Source organism: Streptomyces rectiverticillatus (assembly GCF_013394065.1).
Classification (GTDB): domain Bacteria; phylum Actinomycetota; class Actinomycetes; order Streptomycetales; family Streptomycetaceae; genus Streptomyces; species Streptomyces rectiverticillatus.
Map to the genome: position 1 here is coordinate 5,878,663 of NZ_CP040752.1, position 16,756 is coordinate 5,895,418.

Below are 16,756 nucleotides of genomic sequence, written 5' to 3' on the forward strand. Positions count from 1 at the left end.
TGTTAGCAGGACCAGGCACAGGATATACATGCCGAATTCGGTCGCGCGGTGCGGTTCGGGACCGGATGTGTGCGCAACCCGGCCTAGCTTGATCACATGACAACCAGCGGGTCCCCGATTCTGACCGTCCGCGCCCTCAATCGTGCTCTCCTGGAGCGCCAGCTGCTGCTGCGCCGCACCGCGCTGCCGGTCCTCGACGCCGTGGAACACCTGGTCGGCCTCCAGGCGCAGTCGCCCCAGGACCCGTACTACGCGCTCGCCGCCCGCCTCGACGGCTTCGACCCCGAGGAGCTCTCCGGCCTCCTCACCTCGCGCGCGGCCGTCCGCATCCCCGTGATGCGCTCGACGATCCACCTGGTCAGAGCCCGCGACTGCCGCGCCCTGCGCAGCCTCTTCCAGGTCGTGCAGGAGCGCTCCTTCCAGGGCAACCACGGCAAGCGCCTCGGCGGCGTCGACCTGGAGGCCGTGGCCGCGTTCGCCGCCCGGCTCGTCGCCGAGCGCCCGTACACCTTCCACCACCTCGGCCTGGCACTCACCCGGGTGTGGCCGGATCACGCCCCTCAGGACCTGGCGATGGCGGCCCGGACGCTCCTGCCGCTCGTCCAGGTGCCCCCGCGCGGGCTGTGGGGCCGCAGCGGGCCCGCCGCCCACACCACTGCCGACCACTGGCTCGGCGACCGCCCGGCCTCCGCCCCCGCGCCCGACCTCGGCGCCACCCTCCTGCGCTATCTCGCCGCCTTCGGCCCCGCCTCCGTCAAGGACATGCAGCAGTGGTGCGGCCTGACCGGGCTGCGCGGCGTCGTCGACGGGCTCCGCCCCGGCCTGCGCACCTTCCGCGACGAGAACGGCACCGAACTCCTCGACCTGCCCGACGCCCCGCTGCCCGATCCCGGCACGCCGGCCCCGGTGCGTTTCCTGCCCGAGTTCGACAACATCTCCCTCTCGCACGCCGACCGCGCCCGCATCGCCGCCCCCGCGCACCTGCGCCGCGTCCGGCGTGTCAACCGGGCCGCGCCCACCGTCGTCCTCGACGGGTTCATCCGCGCCGTGTGGCGCCTCGACCGGGCCGTCCCGGAGACCACGACGCTCGTGGTCGAGCCGTTCGAGGAGATCCGCCCCGCGGACCGGGCCGGGCTGGAGGAGGAAGCCGCCCGGGTCCTGGCCATGGCCGCGCCCGGCACCGCCCACGATCTACGCGTCATGCCGGTCGTCTGACGGTCGCGGCCCTGGCCCTGGACCCGGCCTCAGCCCGAGCCCGAGGCCGAGCCCCGAGCCCGAGGCCGAGCCCCGAGCCCGAGGCCGAACCTCAGCCCCAGCCCGGCCCCGGACCCTGCCGGTCCTCCCTACTCGCCGACGTCCCGGCTGCGCAGGTCGTCCAGCGTTTCGCGGCGTACGAGCAGCCGGGCTCGGCCCCCGGACACCGCGGCCACCGGCGGTCGGCCGACGAGGTTGTACGCCGAAGCCATCGACAGCTGGTACGCGCCCGACGCCGGCACCGCCAGCACGTCGCCCGGCCGCAGGTCGCCGGGGAGCTCCACGTCCTCGGCGAGCACGTCACCCGCCTCGCAGTGCCGCCCCACCACCGTCACCGTGCGGGCGGGCGCCGCCGATGTGCGCCCGGCCGGCCGGACCGTGTAGCGGACCCCGTACAGGGCCGGGCGCGGGTTGTCGCTCATGCCCCCGTCTACGGCCACGAACGTCCGGCCAGCCGTGGTCTTCACCGACAGCACCCGGTAGAGCGCGACACCCGCCGGGCCCGCTATCCACCGCCCGGGCTCTACGGTCAGCCGCGGCCGCGGGAGTCCGAACCGGGCGCACTGCAGGGCGAGTTCAGATCCGATCCGCTCGGCGTACGTGCGCGGGTCCACGGCCGGGTCGCCCTCGCGGTAGGCGATGGCGAAGCCGCCGCCGAGGTCCAGCTCGGGGAAGGTCACCCCGTGCCGGTCGCGGATGCGGGCCAGCAGCGGGACGAGCCGGCGCACGGCGGTCACGTACGGGCCCAGGCCCGCGATCTGCGAGCCGAGGTGACAGTGCAGGCCCGCCAGCTCCAGCCGTGGCCGGCCGAGGAGCCGCTCCACCGCCTCCTCGGCCTCGCCGCCGGCGACCGGTACGCCGAACTTCTGGCCCTCCACCCCCGTCCGCACGGCCGCGTGCGCCCCCGCGGACACGCCCGGCACGACCCGCAGCAGCACCCGCTGGCGGGCGCCCGGCGGCACGAGGGCCGCGAGCCGGGCGATCTCGCCCGTGCCGTCGATGACGATCCGGCCCACACCCAGGCGCAGGGCGGCCCGCACGTCGTCGGGGCTCTTGGCGTTGCCGTGCAGCACGATCCGCTCGGCGGGGAAGCCGCTGTGCGCGGCCAGTTCGAGCTCGCCGGCGGAGCAGACGTCCAGGCTCAGCCCCTCCGCCTCGATCCAGCGGATCATCGCGCGGGAGAGGAACGCCTTGCCTGCGTAGGCGACGTCGGCACCGGGGAGAGCCGTGCGCCAGGCGCGGGCGCGGGCCCGGACCTCGTCCTCGTCCATGACGTAGACGGGCGTACCGAACCGGTCGGCGATCTCGCCCAGCGGCACCCCGCCCACGGAGAGCCCGCCGCCGGGCGCCTCCCGCGTGGAAGCGGGCCACACCGGCGCGGCGGGTGTGCTCGACGGGGGTGGCGGGGATACGGGGGCGGTCGGCATGGCCATGGGGTCTCCTTCGGGGGGATTGTGGAGCGGCGTGGGGCTGGCTGTGTGTGGGGTGTGGCTGCTGTGCGGGGTGGGCTCCCTGCGGTGCCGACGCGGTCGGGCCGGTTCGGGCACCGCCGGTCCGCTCCGCGGGGGTTGCTCGCCGCTGCGGCGGTTTTCTTGCCTGCGGCAAGGGGGTGAGGGCGTGGTGGGTTTGCCGGTGCGGGTGAGGTCGGGGTGTCTTCGGCACCGCCGGGCTGTGCCGCGGGAGGTTGCTCGCCTCTGCGACGGATCTCTTGCCTGCGGCAAGGGAAGGGAGCGAGAGAGCGGTGGACTTGCCTGGCGTCGGCGAGGCCGGGGCGGGGTGTGTCCGGCACCGCCGGGCTGCGCCGTGGTGGCTGGTCGCCGTCGCGGCGGGCTTTCCGGCCGCGGCCAGTCGGCCGGGCTGCCGCTGGATAAGGCGCCCGGGCGCCCAGGCGGCAGGTGGCCCGGTGGACAAGTCGGCCGCAGGAGGAAGCCCCCTCCGTCGCCCGGGTCGAGATTCTTGCCGCCAGGCAAGACCCCTCCGCCGTGACGGTGAGGAACCCCGGCGATGCAGCGGCGGTGCCGGACGCACCCTCGCGCGGCGGGGGAGCCCCCTCCGTCGCCCGGGCCGGCGTTCTTGCCGCCGGGCAAGGCTCCTCCGCCGCGACGGCGAGAAACCCCCGCGGTGCAGACCGGCGGTGCCGGACGCACCCTCGCGCGGCGGAGTCCCCCCGGCGACGCAGGGAAGTGGGTGCCGGGCACATGCCGACCGAGACCGTGAGTGTCCCCTGCGACGCAGGAAGCGGGTGCCGGGCATACGTCGGCCGAGACCATGAGTCCCCCTGGCGACGCAGGGAAGCCGTGCCGGGCACACGTCGGCCGCGACCATGAGTGTCCCCGGCGGTGCAACCCGGCCGCGCGGCGCACCCCCGGCCGTGCCGCGCACCCCCGACCTCGCCGGCGCACCCGCCCCACCCGGACGGCAACCGGGTCAACCACGCCCACCCGGTCAACCACGCCCACCGGGTCGGCCCGGTCCACCGGCTCAGCCCGGTCCGCCGAGTCAGCCCGGAAGAGTCGTCAGCGGCGGATCAGCCGGATCCGCCGGAGCCGTTCGTACCGGTGGAGCCGTCAGTTGGGGGTCCACCGAGACGGTGGCTACGCCGAGAGGTGCCGCCAGGGCCCGTACGGCCGGCAGGGCCAGGCGGACCGAAGGCTGGTCGGGGCCCAGAACGGCCGAAAGCCGTCGCTCGGTGGTGAAGGCGACGGCGGTCCTCGTGCCGAGGGGGGAGCGGAAGACCCGCAGGGCGAAGCCGCACGTGCAGCGCCGCACGGGCACGTACAGCGGCTGCTCGGGGGCGCGGCCGGCGGGATGGGAGGGTTCAGAGGGTTCCCCGTCGCCGGCCTGCGGACTCTCGGCGGCCGTGCCGGAGGCGGCGGCGACTGCGGCGGCTTCGGCGGGGGTACGGCTCAGGTGCATGACGGTCCTCGGAAGCTCGGGAGGTGTCGGATGGGAGCGTCGCTGACGGCGCCGCGGCGCCGCCGTTCACGCTATGCCCGTACCGAACCCCGCCGAGCTCCTCCTTGACAGCCTGTTGACCCTCGGTGCCACTCCTTTGACGTTTCCTTGACAGTCCGGGAGCGGTGGGTGAACGAGGGTGCGAAAGCGTGAACGGTTACGGCAGCAGACCCGCCCGCCGCGCCGCGACCACCGCCTCCAGGCGCGTGTGCACCCCCAGCTTCCGCATGCTCGACCGGAGGTAGCTCTTGACCGTTTCCGGGCGCAGGCCCAGCCGGTCCGCCGCCGTCGCGTTCGTCGCGCCCGTCGCCACGCACGCGAGGACGTCCACTTCGCGCGGCGACAGGTCCACGCCGGGCCCCGCGCGCCGTACCGCCGGGTCCGCGGAGGAGGCCGCCGCGAGGCGTCCGCACGCCGCGAGCAACTCCTGGCGCAGGCGCTGGTCCGTGACACGCTGTGCCAGAGCGCGCAATTCGCCGTGCGCCTCGCGGACCTCCTCCCACATCGCCGGGTCGGCGGTGGTGGGCTGATGGGCCACGGACAGCAGCCGCTGCACCTCGTCCTGGACGGCGAGAGCCTGTTCCAGCTCGCGCGCCGCGTCGACGGCGGCGGTCAGGGAGCGGTCCCCGAGGGTGAGCGGGCGCCGCAGGGCGCCGTAGAGCACGCCGCGCACCCGGCCCCGTACGACCACGGGCACCGCGAGCACGGAGCGCAGACCCTCGGCCGCCACCGCCGCGTCGTACTCGTGCGTGATGACGTGCGAGGAGTGGTAGTCGGTCACGGACAGCGGGCGGGTGAGGGCGGCCGCCTTGCCGCCCAGTCCGCTGCCCGTGCGGATCGCCAGTCCGCGCAGGACCGGCGTCGTCGTCCCGGTCATGTCCGATATTCGGAACTGCCGTGTTCCCGTGAGCAGTCCGCCGAAGGCGACCGGCAGTCCCGCGCCCTTGCGCATCCGCATCAGCGCCGCCCGCACCTCGGCCGTCCCGTCCGGATCTCCCATCGCTGCCTCTCCGTCCCGGATCCGGAGGTGGAATCTCCGTATCCCTGAAATGCGGCCACCCCCGTTCGGGGGTGGTGAGACTCAGATCACCGTCGCACGATGCTAACCGTGCGGGCCCGCGATGCGCCCCGCAATCTGGAGGACACGTGACGTCATCGAAGCCGAGGAACGCAGGGGACGCCGCCGGAGCGCCGGGCTCCGCCGCGGAGTTCCGCGCCGCCCGGGACTTCCTGCTCGCGCACCGCGAGGACTGGCAGGCCGCGTACGAGGGCTTCGCCTGGCCCCGCCCCGCGGAGTTCAACTGGGCGCTGGACTGGTTCGACGCCGTCGCCGAGGGCAACGGCCGCACCGCCCTGTGGATCGCCGAGGAGGACGGCACCGGGGTCAGGCTGTCCTTCGACGACCTGCGCCGCCGCTCGAACCGGGTCGCCAACTGGCTGCGCGGGCAGGGCGTACGCGCCGGTGACCGGATCCTCGTCATGCTCGGCAACCAGGCCGAGCTGTGGGAGACCGCGCTGGCCGCGATGAAGCTGCGCGCCGTGGTCATCCCGGCCACCCCGCTGCTGGGCACGGCCGACCTCGTCGACCGCGTCGAGCGCGGACGGGTCTCCCACGTGCTCGTACGGGCCGAGGACACGGCCAAGTTCGCGGACGTGCCCGGTGCTTACACCCGGATCGCGGCCGGGGAGCGGACAGGGGAGGGAGATCCCTCCCACGCCGACGAGGGAGGGATCTCCCAGGCCGACGAAGGACGGATCCCCCGCGCCGACGAGGGAGGGATCTCCCACGCCGGCGAGGGACGGATCCCCTACTCCGGCGAGCGACGGGTCCCTCACCCCGGCGAGGCATGGATCCCCTACGCCGACGCCGCCCACGCCGACGACACCTTCACCCCCGACGGCCCCACCCGCGCCGACGACCCCCTCCTGCTCTACTTCACCTCCGGCACCACAGCCCGCCCCAAGCTCGTCGAACACACCCACATCTCCTACCCCGTGGGCCATCTGACGACCATGTACTGGATCGGGCTCCGGCCCGGCGACGTCCACCTCAACATCTCCTCGCCCGGCTGGGCCAAGCACGCCTGGTCCAGCCTCTTCGCCCCCTGGAACGCCGAAGCCACCGTCTTCGTGCACAACTACACCCGCTTCGACTCCGTCCGCCTCATGGCCGAGATGGACCGGGCGGGCGTGACGAGCTTCTGCGCCCCGCCGACCGTGTGGCGGATGCTCATCCAGGCCGACCTCAGCGGGCTGCGCACGCCGCCCCGCGAGGCCGTGGCCGCGGGCGAGCCCCTCAACCCCGAGGTCATCGAGACCGTACGGCGGGCCTGGGGCGTGACGATCCGCGACGGCTTCGGGCAGACCGAGACGACCGTGCAGATCGCGAACCCGCCCGGTCAGCCCTTGAAGGTCGGCTCCATGGGCCGCCCCAGCCCCGGCTTCTGCGTCGTCCTCCTCGACCCCGGCACGGGCGAACCGGCAGCCGAGGGCGAGATCGCCCTCGACCTGTCCGGGCATCCGGTCGGCGTCATGACGGGCTACGCGGGCGACCCGGAGCGCACCGCGGAGGTCATGGCCGGCGGCTACTACCGCACCGGCGACATCGGCTCCCGCGACGCGGACGGGTACATCACCTACGTGGGCAGAAGCGACGACGTGTTCAAGTCCAGCGATTACAAGGTGTCCCCGTTCGAGCTGGAGAGCGCGCTCCTGGAGCACGAGGCCGTCGCCGAGGCCGCCGTCGTCCCCGCTCCCGACCCGCTGCGGCTCTCCGTGCCCAAGGCGTACGTCGTCCTCGCCGAGGGCTGGGAGCCCGGCCCCGGGACCGCCAAGGCCCTGTTCGCCCACTCGCGGGCCGCGCTCGCCCCGTACAAGCGCATCCGGCGACTGGAGTTCGCCGAGCTGCCCAAGACCGTGTCCGGCAAGATCCGCCGCATCGAACTGCGCGAGCGCACCGCGCGCGGCGGCGGAGACGAGTACCGAGAGGAAGACCACCGGTGACCACACCCTCGTACGCGGCCGGGAGTACCTCCATCCCGCTGATCGACGACACCATCGGTGCCGATCTCGCGTTCACCATCGAGCGTTTCGGCGACCGTGACGCCCTCGTCGACGTCCCCAGCGGACGCCGCTGGACCTACGCCGAGTTCGGGCGGGCCGTCGAGGAGATCGCCCTGGGGCTGCTGGCCAAGGGGGTGGCCAAGGGCGACCGCGTGGGCATCTGGGCGGTCAACTGCCCCGAGTGGGTCATGGTCCAGTACGCCACGGCGCGCATCGGCGCGATCATGGTCAACATCAACCCGGCCTACCGCGTCCACGAGCTGGGTTACGTGCTGCGCCAGGCCGGCATCGGCGTGCTCGTCGCCTCCGTCGAGCACAAGGCCGGCGACTACCGCCGCATGGTCGAACAGGTCCGGGCCGACTGCCCCGCGCTGCGCGACGTCGTCTACATCGGCGACCCCACCTGGGCGGGCCTCGTCCGGATCGGGGAAACCGTGCCCCGCGAGCGGCTCGCCGAGCGCGAGGCGCAGCTGAGCTGCCACGACCCGGTCAACATCCAGTACACCTCCGGGACCACGGGCTTCGCCAAGGGCGCCACCCTCTCCCACCACAACATCCTCAACAACGGCTACTTCGTGGGCGAGCTCCTCGGCTACACCGAGGCCGACCGGGTCTGCCTGCCCGTGCCCTTCTACCACTGCTTCGGCATGGTCATGGGCAATCTCGCCGTCACCAGCCACGGCGCCTGCGCCGTCATCCCGGCCCCGGCCTTCGACGCCACCGCCGCCCTGCACGCCGTCGAGCGCGAGCGCTGCACCTCCCTCTACGGCGTCCCCACCATGTTCATCGCCGAGCTGGAGCTGCCCGACTTCGCCACGTACGACCTCTCCTCGCTGCGCACCGGCATCATGGCCGGCTCGCCGTGCCCGACCGAGGTGATGAAGCGGGTCATGGGCGAGATGCACATGTCCGAGGTGGCCATCTGCTACGGCATGACCGAGACCTCGCCGGTCTCCACCCAGACCCGGCGCGACGACGACATCGCGCGGCGCACCGGAACCGTAGGCCGGGTGCTGCCGCACATCGAGGTGAAGGTCGTCGACCCGGAGACGGGGGAGACCGTCGGCCGCGGCGAGCCGGGCGAGCTGTGCACGCGCGGCTATTCGGTGATGCTCGGCTACTGGGACGAGCCGGAGCGCACCGCCGAGGCCGTCGACGCCGAGCGCTGGATGCACACCGGCGACCTCGCCGTGATGGACGAGGACGGCTACGTGCGGATCGTCGGCCGCATCAAGGACATGATCATCAGGGGCGGGGAGAACGTCTACCCGCGGGAGATCGAGGAGTTCCTCTACACCCACCCCAAGATCTCCGACGTACAGGTCATCGGGGTGCCCGACGAGAAGTACGGCGAGGAGATCATGGCCTGCGTCATACTCCGCGACCCCGAGCGGCCCCTCACCCGCGACGAGCTCGTCCGCTTCTGCCGCGGCCGGCTCGCGCACTACAAGATCCCGCGCTATCTGCGGATCCTGGACGCGTTCCCCATGACGGTCAGCGGCAAGGTGCGCAAGGTGGAGCTGCGCGAGCAGGGGATGAGCCTGGTGGCGAGCTCCGGGGGCTCCGGGGAAGCCTGAGCTGCGGCCCGGTCCGGCCCGGCCCGGTCCGGTCCGGACCGGGCCGGCGGAACGCGTGACCGCCGGCACCGGGAGGCAGGGCGGTCGGCAGGAAGGTGCCGGGCTCCGCCCGTGAGATGGAGGGGCCCGCGATCCCCCGTATGTTTCGCGGGCCCGGTACGAAGTCTCCGCCCGCGGGCACCGAACTCGCCATCGTACGGGCGTGGTTCAGAGGAAAAATTGAGCTTGGCGGTGCGGGCGGCTCACGCGGGCCCGCGCTCGACGAGCTCGTCGGCCGGGCCGTTCAGCGGCTGCGGAGTGCCGGTCAGGTCCATCACGAACAGGGGAAGCCGCAGGTCGTCCGCCCGGGAGCGGGCCTCGTGGGCGTAGCCGGCGAGGGAGAAGAAGGCGCCGGACGCGGAGTCCACCATGGCGTGCAGCCACAGGCACTCGACCGCGCGCAGCGAGGTGGGCACGGTGGACGGGTCGACCCGGGCGACGAGGGCGCCCGCGCGCAGGTCGACGCCGGCGGCCTCCGGATCTCCCGGCCGGGTGACACTCGTGCAGCCCAGCCACGTCAGGTAGCGCTCGGCGGCGGCCAGTGCGTCGTCGGCGGTCCGGATGGGCACCGGCCGGAAGGCGGGGCGCTGCGCCGCGGCGTGCTGCTCACCGGTTCCGGCTCCGGTTCCGGCGTCGCCGTCCCCGCTGCCGTCGCCGCCGTCGCTGCCGGCGTCCGCATCCCCGTCCCCGGGTGCCGGCGAGCGGACGGGCAGGCGCACCACCGTGCCGCAGGAGCAGCCGAATTCCGGCCGCGGCCACTGGTCCTGCCGGTCGCAGGAGGGACAGCGGACGGCCACCCACGCGTCGCGCCAGGTGCGGTGCGCCAATAACTCGGGGGAGGCGTCCGCCTGCACCGGCAGCGTGAGCGGCGCACCGCACGCGCAGGGGAAGGTGGGCGGGGTGAAGGAGTGCTCGCGACGGCACGTCGGGCAGTGAACCGGCACGCTCTTGGCCATATTCGGCTCCAGCAACGGGTCCGTGAGTAGAGGGGTACGGGCCCATCGTCCACGATGCGGGCGCGCCGGGGGAGCGAATGCCGAAGCGGGCGGACGCGCCCCCCGCGCCTCACGTGTCGCCGCCGAGTGCGAGGGCGCATACGCTCGTCGTGCGCTAGAACTCCGGTACGGGTTCGCTCTCGCGGACGGCGTCGATGTCCGGGCCGTGCGGGGTGTCCGCCTCGCGCTCGATCATGACCTCCACCAGGACGGGCCGCGAGGTCGCGACGGCCTCCTTGCGCGCCCACTCGATCGCCGGCCGGATCTCCCCGGGGTCCGTCACCCGCCGCCCCGAACAGCCGTACGCCTCCATCAGCTTGACGTGGTCCGTGCCCCTCTCGTCGTAGTGGACGTCCACCTGGTAGTTCATCCCGTAGCCGGCCGAGGCCTGGCGGATCAGGCCCAGGTAGGCGTTGTTCAGCATGATCAGCACGAACGGGACGTCGTACTGCGCGGCCACCGCGAGCTCCTCCACCGTGAACTGGAAGCCGTAGTCGCCGACCACGCCGACGACTTCCTCCGCGCCCCTGCCCATGCCCTGCAGCGCCTTCTTGACGCCGATCGCGGCCGGAACCTCCCAGCCGAGCGGGCCCGCCTGCCCGCAGACCTGGTAGTGGCGCGGCCGGTGGGCCTTCTGATGCTGGCCGCCCCAGATCTGGTACAGGCCGATGGCCGTGACGAACCAAGTGTCCGCGCCGAAGATCTCGTTGATCTCCTTGTAGACGCGGGGCGCCTTCACGGGGACGGTGGCGAAGTCCTCGCGGCGGGTGAGCGTGCGTTTCAGCTCCCGGCAGCGCGTGGCCCAGGCGCCGCGCCGCGTGTCGTGCTGTGCGCCGTGCCCGGCAGCGTGCGCGGCGCCGTGCCCGGCACCGGCCGGGCGGCGGGCCTTCGCGGCGGCGAGCAGGGCGGCGAGGAACAGCTTCGCGTCGGAGACGACCCCCAGGTCCGGCTCGAAGACCTTGCCGAGCTGGGAGGGGTCGACGTCGACGTGGACGAAGGACCGCCGCCCCCGGTAGACGGAGAGGTCCGCCCCCGTGTGCCGGTCGCCGAAGCGGGCGCCTACGGCCAGGACGAAGTCCGACTCCAGGAAGGAGGCGTTGGCGTACCGCTGCGAGGTCTGGATGCCGGTGGTCCCCATGTGCAGCTCGTGGTCGTCCTCGACGGCCCCCTTGCCCATGAGCGTCACCTGGAACGGCACCCCCAGGAACTCCACCAGCTCCCGCAGCTCGTCCGCCGCCCCGGAGAGGATCACCCCGCCGCCGGCCAGGACGAGCGGCCGCTCGGCGGCCAGGAGCAGGTCGAGCGCGGCCTCCACGCGCGGCGGGTGCGGCGCGACGACGGGCACCGGCAGCCGCGTGTCCAGCGCGGGGTCGTAGCGGATCTCGCGGCGGGCGACGTCCACGGGGATGTCGATCAGTACGGGGCCGGGGCGCCCCTCGCGCGCGGTGCGGAACGCCTCCCGGAAGGCCCACGGGATCTGCGCCGCCTCCTTGACCTGTACGGCCCGCTTGGTGACCGGCCGGACGATCTCCACGATGTCGACGGCCTGGAACGCCTCCTGGTGGAGCTTGGAGGAGACCGCCTGCCCGGTGATGCACACCATCGGGACGGAGTCGGCGAACGCGGTGTACAGGCCGGTGACGAAGTTGGTGCCGCCCGGGCCAGAGGTGGCGATGGCGACGCCGGGCCTGCCGTTGGTGCGCGCCCAGCCGTCGGCCATGTGCGTGGCCCCCGCCTCGTGACGGACGATCAGGTGCTCGATGCCGCCCACGGCTTCCAGCGCCTGGTAGAGCGGCAGGATCGCGGCGCCCGGGCAGCCGAAGGCGACGTCCACGCCTTCGTCCTTGAGGATGTGGACCGCGGCGTGCATGGCGGGCATCGTCGTCATCGCCGCGCCCTCCCGGCCTCGGAGGAGGCGGGCGGCTGGTCGGCGCCGGAGGGCTGTCCGGCGCCGTAGGTCCGCTCGATGCCGGAGAGCCGCTCGACGCCGCGCAGCAGCGCCGAGTGGTCCAGCCCGCCGTCGCCCTGGGCGCGCGCCGCGGCCACCAGGCTCGCGACGAGCGCGCCCACCGGGACGGCGGCGCCGACCGCGCGGGCGGCGTCCGTGACGATGCCCATGTCCTTGTGGTGCAGGTCGATCCGGAAGCCCGGCGGATAGTGCCGGGTGAGGAAGTTGTGTCGCTTGCGGCTGAGCACGGCGGAGCCGGCCAGCCCGCCGGCGAGCACGTCCAGTGCGGCTTCCAGGTTCACGCCGGACTTCTCCAGGAAGACCACGGCTTCGGCGCACGCCTGGATGTTCGCGGCCACGATCAGCTGGTTGGCGGCCTTCACGGTCTGGCCGGCCCCGTGCGGGCCGCACAGCACGACCGTCGTGCCGAGGACACGGAAGAGCGGCAGGGCCCGCTCGAAGTCGGCCCGCTCCCCGCCCGCCATGATCGACAGCACACCCTCGACGGCGCCGGGCTCGCCGCCGGACACGGGCGCGTCCAGAACGCGGATGCCCCTGCGGGCGGCGGCCTCCGCGAGCTCGACGGACGTCCGGGGGGTGACGGACGACATGTCGACGAACAGCGTGCCGGGCGCGGCGTGCGCGAGGACGCCGTGCTCGCCGTGCGCCACGGCTTCCACCTCCGGTGAGGCAGGAAGCATGGTGACGACGACGTCGGCGCCGCGGACGGCCGCCGCGACGGAGCCGGCGGGCGTACCGCCCACGGCCGCGAGGCGGTCGAGCCCGGCCTGTTCGAGGGTATGACCGGTGACCTCGTACCCGGCCTTGAGAAGGTTCGAAGCCATGGGCAGCCCCATGATCCCGAGACCGATCCACGCGACGCGGGGGAGGGAGGAGGGAGAGAGCACGGGGATTTCCTTTCGGCGGAGGGGAGGGGAGGAGGGGGACGGCTGTCAGGGGGATGACCTGGAGCGAGCACCGGGACGCCCCCGGACCGCCTGGAGGCAGGCCATCGCGCCGACTGCGCCAAACACTTGCTCCCGCCACGACGCCGGCCTCGGGCGGCCGGGCGGCCGGGGCGGCGGTGGCCGGTCATCGCGTCGGCTGCGCCGAACACTTCTTTCCGCCGCAGCGGCGCGAAGCCGCGACGGCGGCTTTCGGCGGTGCCGAGCCGGGCGGCGGGAGTGCCGGGGGAGCGGTCATTGCGTCGCGCTCGCCGGGTACGCAGCGGCGGGAAACCCCGGCGCCGGCTTTCGGCGGTGCCGGTCACCGTGTCCCGTCCAGCCAGCCGAACGCACCCCCGCTCGGGCCGGACGGGCGGTACTCCAGGCCCACCCAGCCGTCGTACCCGGACTGTTCGAGGCGCTTGAGGAGTACGGGGACGTCCAGCGTCCCCGTGCCCGGTTCGCCCCGGCCCGGGGCGTCCGCCAGTTGGACGTGGCCCGTGTGCGCGGCGGCGTACGCGGATATGGCCGCGGCCGGGTCCTCGCCCGCCATCGCCACGTGGTAGAGGTCCATCAGGAACCTCGCGTTGCCGAGCCCCGAGGCCTCGTTGACCCGCCCCGCGAGCTCCACGGCGCGCGCCGAACCGGTGATCGGGTACGCGGGGGACTCCACGGGGTTGAGCGCCTCGATCAGGAGCGTCGCGCCCACCCGGCCGGCCGCCCGCGCCGCCAGGACGAGGTTCTCCAGGGCGAGCGCGTCCTGGGCCCCGGCGTCCGTGGCCGCGACGCGGTTGCCGTACAGGGCGTTGAGCGCCGTGCACCCCAGCGATGCCGCGAAGTCCGCCGCGACGCCGACGTTGGCGCGGAAGCGGCCGGATTCCGCCCCCGGCAGCGAGAGCGCTCCCCGGTCGGGCCCGGGCAGCCGCCCGGCGTAGAAGTTCAGGCACACCAGCTGCGTACCGGCATCCCGCAGCGCCCCGCGCAGCGCGTCGAGTTCGCGCGCCTCCGGCGTGGGCGTCGCGGGCCAGGGCCACCACATCTCGACGGCCCGGAAGCCCGCCGCCGCGGCCGCCGCGGGCCGTTCCAGGAGCGGCAGTTCGGTGAACAGCATCGAGAGGTTGACGGCGAAGCGGTGTCGGGGGAGAGGCATTCCATCTCACCAGCTTTCCGTATAGTGGAAGTAGATTTCTGCTTTACGGAATCGTGCTGCCGTTCCCCGCCCCTGTCAAGGCGAGTAGGTTGGCCACCGTGCGATTGCGAGTGGAGTTCACGACCGAACCGTTCGATCTCGACCGGGTGCCGCCCCACGCCGAGGCCGCCCGGGACGCCCTGCAGGGCGCCGGTCTCGACGCCGTGGACGTCGGCCCCTTCGGGAACTCCGCGGAGGGCGGCGGCGACGCCGTACTCGCCGCCGTGCAGCAGGTGCTGAGCACGTCGCTGCGGGCCGGCGCCACGCGGGTGTCACTGCAGGTCAGCGTGGTCGACGACGAGGAGGGGACGCCGTGACGGGGGAGGCGGCCGCACACCCGCTCCGCGCCGCCGTCGCGCCGCTGGTCGACGCCATGGGCGGGGAGATGGTCGATCCCGGACAGGCCGCGGCGGACGACGTGATGCTGTCCTGGGAGGGGCGCGAGGTCGTCGCCGTGAGGCTGCCGCGCCTGTCGGCCTCGCTCGACCACATCCTGGCCGACCTGGAGCGCCGCCACGGCAGGCCCCTGGCCGAACTCGACCGCAGGACCAAGCAGTCGGTGGTGCGCACGCTGGAGGAGCGCGGCGCCTTCTCCCTGCGCCACGGCGTGGAGACCGTGGCCGCGGCGCTCGGCGTCAGCCGCTTCACGGTCTACAACTACCTCAATCGCGAGGGCGGGTCCGGCGGGTCCGGAGGTTCGCGCTAGGACCGCAGGCCGACCGACAGGCAGGCAGGCCGACCGGCAGGCCGTCCGTACCCGCCGGTACGGTAAGAGCTCCCTGAGACCCCGAGGGAGGTCCGAGCCGTGTCCCCCGACGTCACGTGGAGCATCGGCGAGCTCGCCGAGCGCGCGGGCGTCACCGTCAAGACCGTCCGCTTCTACTCCGACCGCGGCCTGCTGCCCGAAGCCGCCCGCAGCGGCGGCGGCCACCGCCGGTACGGCCCCGAGGCGCTCGACCGGCTCCGCCTGATCCGCTCCCTGCGCACGCTCGACGTGCCGGTCCCGGACGTCGGCCGGGTCCTCGAGAGGGGCGACGTGCTGGAAGACGCGCTGGAGGACGTCGTCGCGGGCAAACTGCGGGAACTCGGCTCGCAGCTGACGGCCCTGCGCTGGCGGGAGGCCGCCCTCCGGCTGCTCCAGGACTGCCCGCCCGGGGAGCGCGCCGGGCGGCTGCGCCTGATCGGCGCCGTGTCCACCCCGCCCAGTACGGCCGCGATGGCGGGCTTCTGGCGGCGCTGGCTGCCCCCGCGGCTCCCGGCCCGGCTGGTCTCCGCGATCGTCGAAGAGGCCGTGCCGCAGCTGCCCGACGACCCGACCCCGGCCCAGGTCCTGGCCTTCGCCCGGCTGCACGCCTTCACCTCCGGCCCCTGCACGGGCGACGACCGCGGTCAGCCCGAGGTCCACCGGACCGGCAAGGGCTACCGCCCCGCCGTGCTCTACGACGGTCTCCGCGAGGCCTTCGCGCTGGCGGCGCCGGACCTGAGGGCGCAGCGGGCGCCGCGCCCGGGCGAGGCGCTCGACTGCTTCGTCTCCGCCCACGCCCGCGCCCGCGGCACCCGGGACACGGCCGCCTTCCGCCGCAGCCTCGGCGCCCAACTCGCCGCGGAGCCCCGCATCGACCACTACTGGCAACTCGTCGCCGAACTGACCTCCCCGCCGTCCGGCCCGCCGGAACCGACCCCCGGCGCCGCCTACGACTGGCTCTGCGCCGCCCTGGACGCCGCCCTGGACGCCTCGGATCCCGGGCCCGGACGCCGGACACGGGAGCCGAGTTCTTCAACAAACTGTTGACGCGGCGTTCCGAGGGGCGTTAGCTATGCGCAGCCCGAGAGTCATGCGCAGCCCGTCCCCACCACGGAGGCGCCCGTGTCTTCGAGTCCGACCACGCCGGGTCTCGCCCGGTTCAACGCGGCCGGCGACGGCGCGGCCCGCGCCGCGCTGCAGGCGATCTGTGCCGGCCGAGCATGGGCGGACGCGGTCCTCGGCGGGCGCCCCTACCCCACCGCCGAGGCGCTCTACGCCGCGAGTGACGCGGCGACGGCCGCACTGACCGCGGGCGGGCTGGCTGAGGCCATGGCGGCGCACCCGCCGATCGGGCGCCCGGAGCCGGGCGATCCCGCCTCCGCCCGCGAGCAGCGCGGCATGGCGCAGGCCGCGCCCGGGCTCCGCGCCGAGATGCGTGCACTCAACCTGGCCTACCAGGACAAGTTCGGGCACGTCTTCCTGATCTGCGCCACCGGCCTCGACGCCGCACACATGCTCGACGCGATCCGTTACCGCATCGACAACACGCCGGAACGCGAACGCGAGATCGTGCGGCAGGAACTCGGCAAGATCAACCGCATCCGGCTGGCCCGGCTGCTGGAGGACCCGGCCGGCCCGTACGCACGCGAGCAGGAAGGAGCCCGCCCATGAGCGCCACCGCACCGGCCGTCTCCGCCGCGTCCGCCTCCGTGTCCACGCACGTCCTGGACACGGCCACCGGCCGCCCCGCCGAGGGCGTCGCCGTCGAGCTCTCCGCACGGAGCGGCGCCGACGGGACCTGGACGGCGTTCGGCACCTCGGTGACGGACGCGGACGGGCGCTGCCGGGGGCTCCCGCCGCCACCGCGGGGCACGACCCACGTACGGCTCCGGTTCGACGTGGGGCCGTACGCCGCCCGGGGGACCGCCGGGCGGGAAGCGTTCTTCCCGGAGGTGGCGGTGGCCTTCGCCGTCGCGCCGGGCGAGCACCACCACGTACCGCTGCTGCTCAGTCCGTTCGGCTATTCCGTGTACCGAGGGAGCTAGCA

Annotated in this window: 15 protein-coding genes; 8 read left to right on the top strand and 7 right to left on the bottom strand. The window is 74.0% G+C overall.

Annotation, left to right across the window (positions count from 1 at the left end):
* Positions 1 to 96 precede the first annotated feature (96 nt).
* Entirely contained in the window at positions 97 to 1,215 is a 1,119-nt protein-coding gene (locus FGW37_RS25560; protein WP_179083190.1) for a winged helix DNA-binding domain-containing protein, read from the top strand.
* A gap of 128 nt (positions 1,216 to 1,343) precedes the next feature.
* Here FGW37_RS25560 and lysA read toward each other — a convergent pair whose 3' ends face one another.
* From lysA to FGW37_RS25575, 3 genes are all read right to left on the bottom strand, one after another.
* A complete protein-coding gene (lysA, locus tag FGW37_RS25565) occupies positions 1,344 to 2,687 on the bottom strand; it encodes a diaminopimelate decarboxylase (protein WP_179083191.1) in 1,344 nt (447 codons plus the stop codon).
* A 1,066-nt stretch (positions 2,688 to 3,753) separates the two neighbouring features.
* Positions 3,754 to 4,170 (bottom strand): SAV_915 family protein, encoded by a 417-nt coding sequence (locus tag FGW37_RS25570; RefSeq protein ID WP_179083192.1) that lies wholly within the window; start codon positions 4,168 to 4,170, stop codon positions 3,754 to 3,756.
* A 196-nt stretch (positions 4,171 to 4,366) separates the two neighbouring features.
* On the bottom strand, positions 4,367 to 5,209 hold the full coding sequence (locus FGW37_RS25575; RefSeq protein WP_179083193.1) for a helix-turn-helix transcriptional regulator: 843 nt from the start codon (positions 5,207 to 5,209) through the stop codon (positions 4,367 to 4,369).
* 146 nt (positions 5,210 to 5,355) lie between these two features.
* Between FGW37_RS25575 and FGW37_RS25580 the strand changes: the two genes are divergently transcribed.
* Together FGW37_RS25580 and FGW37_RS25585 are read left to right on the top strand one after the other, a co-directional pair.
* Complete coding sequence (locus tag FGW37_RS25580) at positions 5,356 to 7,212, top strand: AMP-binding protein (protein ID WP_179083194.1); 1,857 nt, start codon at positions 5,356 to 5,358, stop codon at positions 7,210 to 7,212.
* Positions 7,209 to 8,849 (top strand): AMP-binding protein, encoded by a 1,641-nt coding sequence (locus FGW37_RS25585; RefSeq protein WP_179083195.1) that lies wholly within the window; start codon positions 7,209 to 7,211, stop codon positions 8,847 to 8,849. Before FGW37_RS25580 ends, FGW37_RS25585 begins: the two co-directional genes overlap by 4 nt.
* Before the next feature lie 242 nt (positions 8,850 to 9,091).
* Here the strand turns inward: FGW37_RS25585 and FGW37_RS25590 are convergent, their stop codons facing one another.
* From FGW37_RS25590 to FGW37_RS25605, 4 genes are all read right to left on the bottom strand, one after another.
* Entirely contained in the window at positions 9,092 to 9,844 is a 753-nt protein-coding gene (locus FGW37_RS25590; protein ID WP_179083196.1) for a hypothetical protein, read from the bottom strand.
* Positions 9,845 to 9,998: 154 nt separating this feature from the next.
* On the bottom strand, positions 9,999 to 11,771 hold the full coding sequence (gene gcl, locus FGW37_RS25595) for a glyoxylate carboligase (RefSeq protein ID WP_179083197.1): 1,773 nt from the start codon (positions 11,769 to 11,771) through the stop codon (positions 9,999 to 10,001).
* Positions 11,768 to 12,739 carry a 2-hydroxy-3-oxopropionate reductase gene (locus tag FGW37_RS25600; RefSeq protein ID WP_281394905.1) on the bottom strand — a complete coding sequence of 324 codons (972 nt, stop codon included), beginning with the start codon at positions 12,737 to 12,739 and terminating at the stop codon, positions 11,768 to 11,770. The genes gcl and FGW37_RS25600 overlap by 4 nt, the downstream gene beginning before the upstream one ends.
* Before the next feature lie 358 nt (positions 12,740 to 13,097).
* Positions 13,098 to 13,925 carry a TIM barrel protein gene (locus FGW37_RS25605; protein WP_179083198.1) on the bottom strand — a complete coding sequence of 276 codons (828 nt, stop codon included), beginning with the start codon at positions 13,923 to 13,925 and terminating at the stop codon, positions 13,098 to 13,100.
* Positions 13,926 to 14,023: 98 nt separating this feature from the next.
* Here FGW37_RS25605 and FGW37_RS25610 point away from each other — a divergent pair, with 98 nt between their 5' ends.
* From FGW37_RS25610 to uraH, 5 genes are all read left to right on the top strand, one after another.
* A complete protein-coding gene (locus FGW37_RS25610) occupies positions 14,024 to 14,281 on the top strand; it encodes a hypothetical protein (RefSeq protein WP_179083199.1) in 258 nt (85 codons plus the stop codon).
* Positions 14,278 to 14,670: a helix-turn-helix domain-containing protein gene (locus tag FGW37_RS25615; RefSeq protein ID WP_425506592.1), complete on the top strand. Its 393-nt coding sequence runs from the start codon at positions 14,278 to 14,280 to the stop codon at positions 14,668 to 14,670. Before FGW37_RS25610 ends, FGW37_RS25615 begins: the two co-directional genes overlap by 4 nt.
* Positions 14,671 to 14,769: 99 nt before the next feature.
* Positions 14,770 to 15,756, top strand: a complete 987-nt coding sequence (locus FGW37_RS25620; RefSeq protein ID WP_179083200.1) for a helix-turn-helix domain-containing protein — start codon at positions 14,770 to 14,772, stop codon at positions 15,754 to 15,756.
* 75 nt (positions 15,757 to 15,831) lie between these two features.
* Entirely contained in the window at positions 15,832 to 16,380 is a 549-nt protein-coding gene (uraD, locus tag FGW37_RS25625) for a 2-oxo-4-hydroxy-4-carboxy-5-ureidoimidazoline decarboxylase (RefSeq protein ID WP_179083201.1), read from the top strand.
* Complete coding sequence (gene uraH / locus FGW37_RS25630) at positions 16,377 to 16,754, top strand: hydroxyisourate hydrolase (protein ID WP_179083202.1); 378 nt, start codon at positions 16,377 to 16,379, stop codon at positions 16,752 to 16,754. Before uraD ends, uraH begins: the two co-directional genes overlap by 4 nt.
* Positions 16,755 to 16,756: the final 2 nt, after the last annotated feature.

Coding starts and splice junctions, on each gene's coding strand:
- FGW37_RS25560 (WP_179083190.1), top strand. CDS start 97: ATGACAACCAGCGGGTCCCCGATTCTGACCGTCCGCGCCCTCAATCGT.
- FGW37_RS25605 (WP_179083198.1), bottom strand. CDS start 13,925: ATGCCTCTCCCCCGACACCGCTTCGCCGTCAACCTCTCGATGCTGTTC.
- lysA (WP_179083191.1), bottom strand. CDS start 2,687: ATGGCCATGCCGACCGCCCCCGTATCCCCGCCACCCCCGTCGAGCACA.
- uraH (WP_179083202.1), top strand. CDS start 16,377: ATGAGCGCCACCGCACCGGCCGTCTCCGCCGCGTCCGCCTCCGTGTCC.
- FGW37_RS25570 (WP_179083192.1), bottom strand. CDS start 4,170: ATGCACCTGAGCCGTACCCCCGCCGAAGCCGCCGCAGTCGCCGCCGCC.
- FGW37_RS25575 (WP_179083193.1), bottom strand. CDS start 5,209: ATGGGAGATCCGGACGGGACGGCCGAGGTGCGGGCGGCGCTGATGCGG.
- FGW37_RS25590 (WP_179083196.1), bottom strand. CDS start 9,844: ATGGCCAAGAGCGTGCCGGTTCACTGCCCGACGTGCCGTCGCGAGCAC.
- gcl (WP_179083197.1), bottom strand. CDS start 11,771: ATGACGACGATGCCCGCCATGCACGCCGCGGTCCACATCCTCAAGGAC.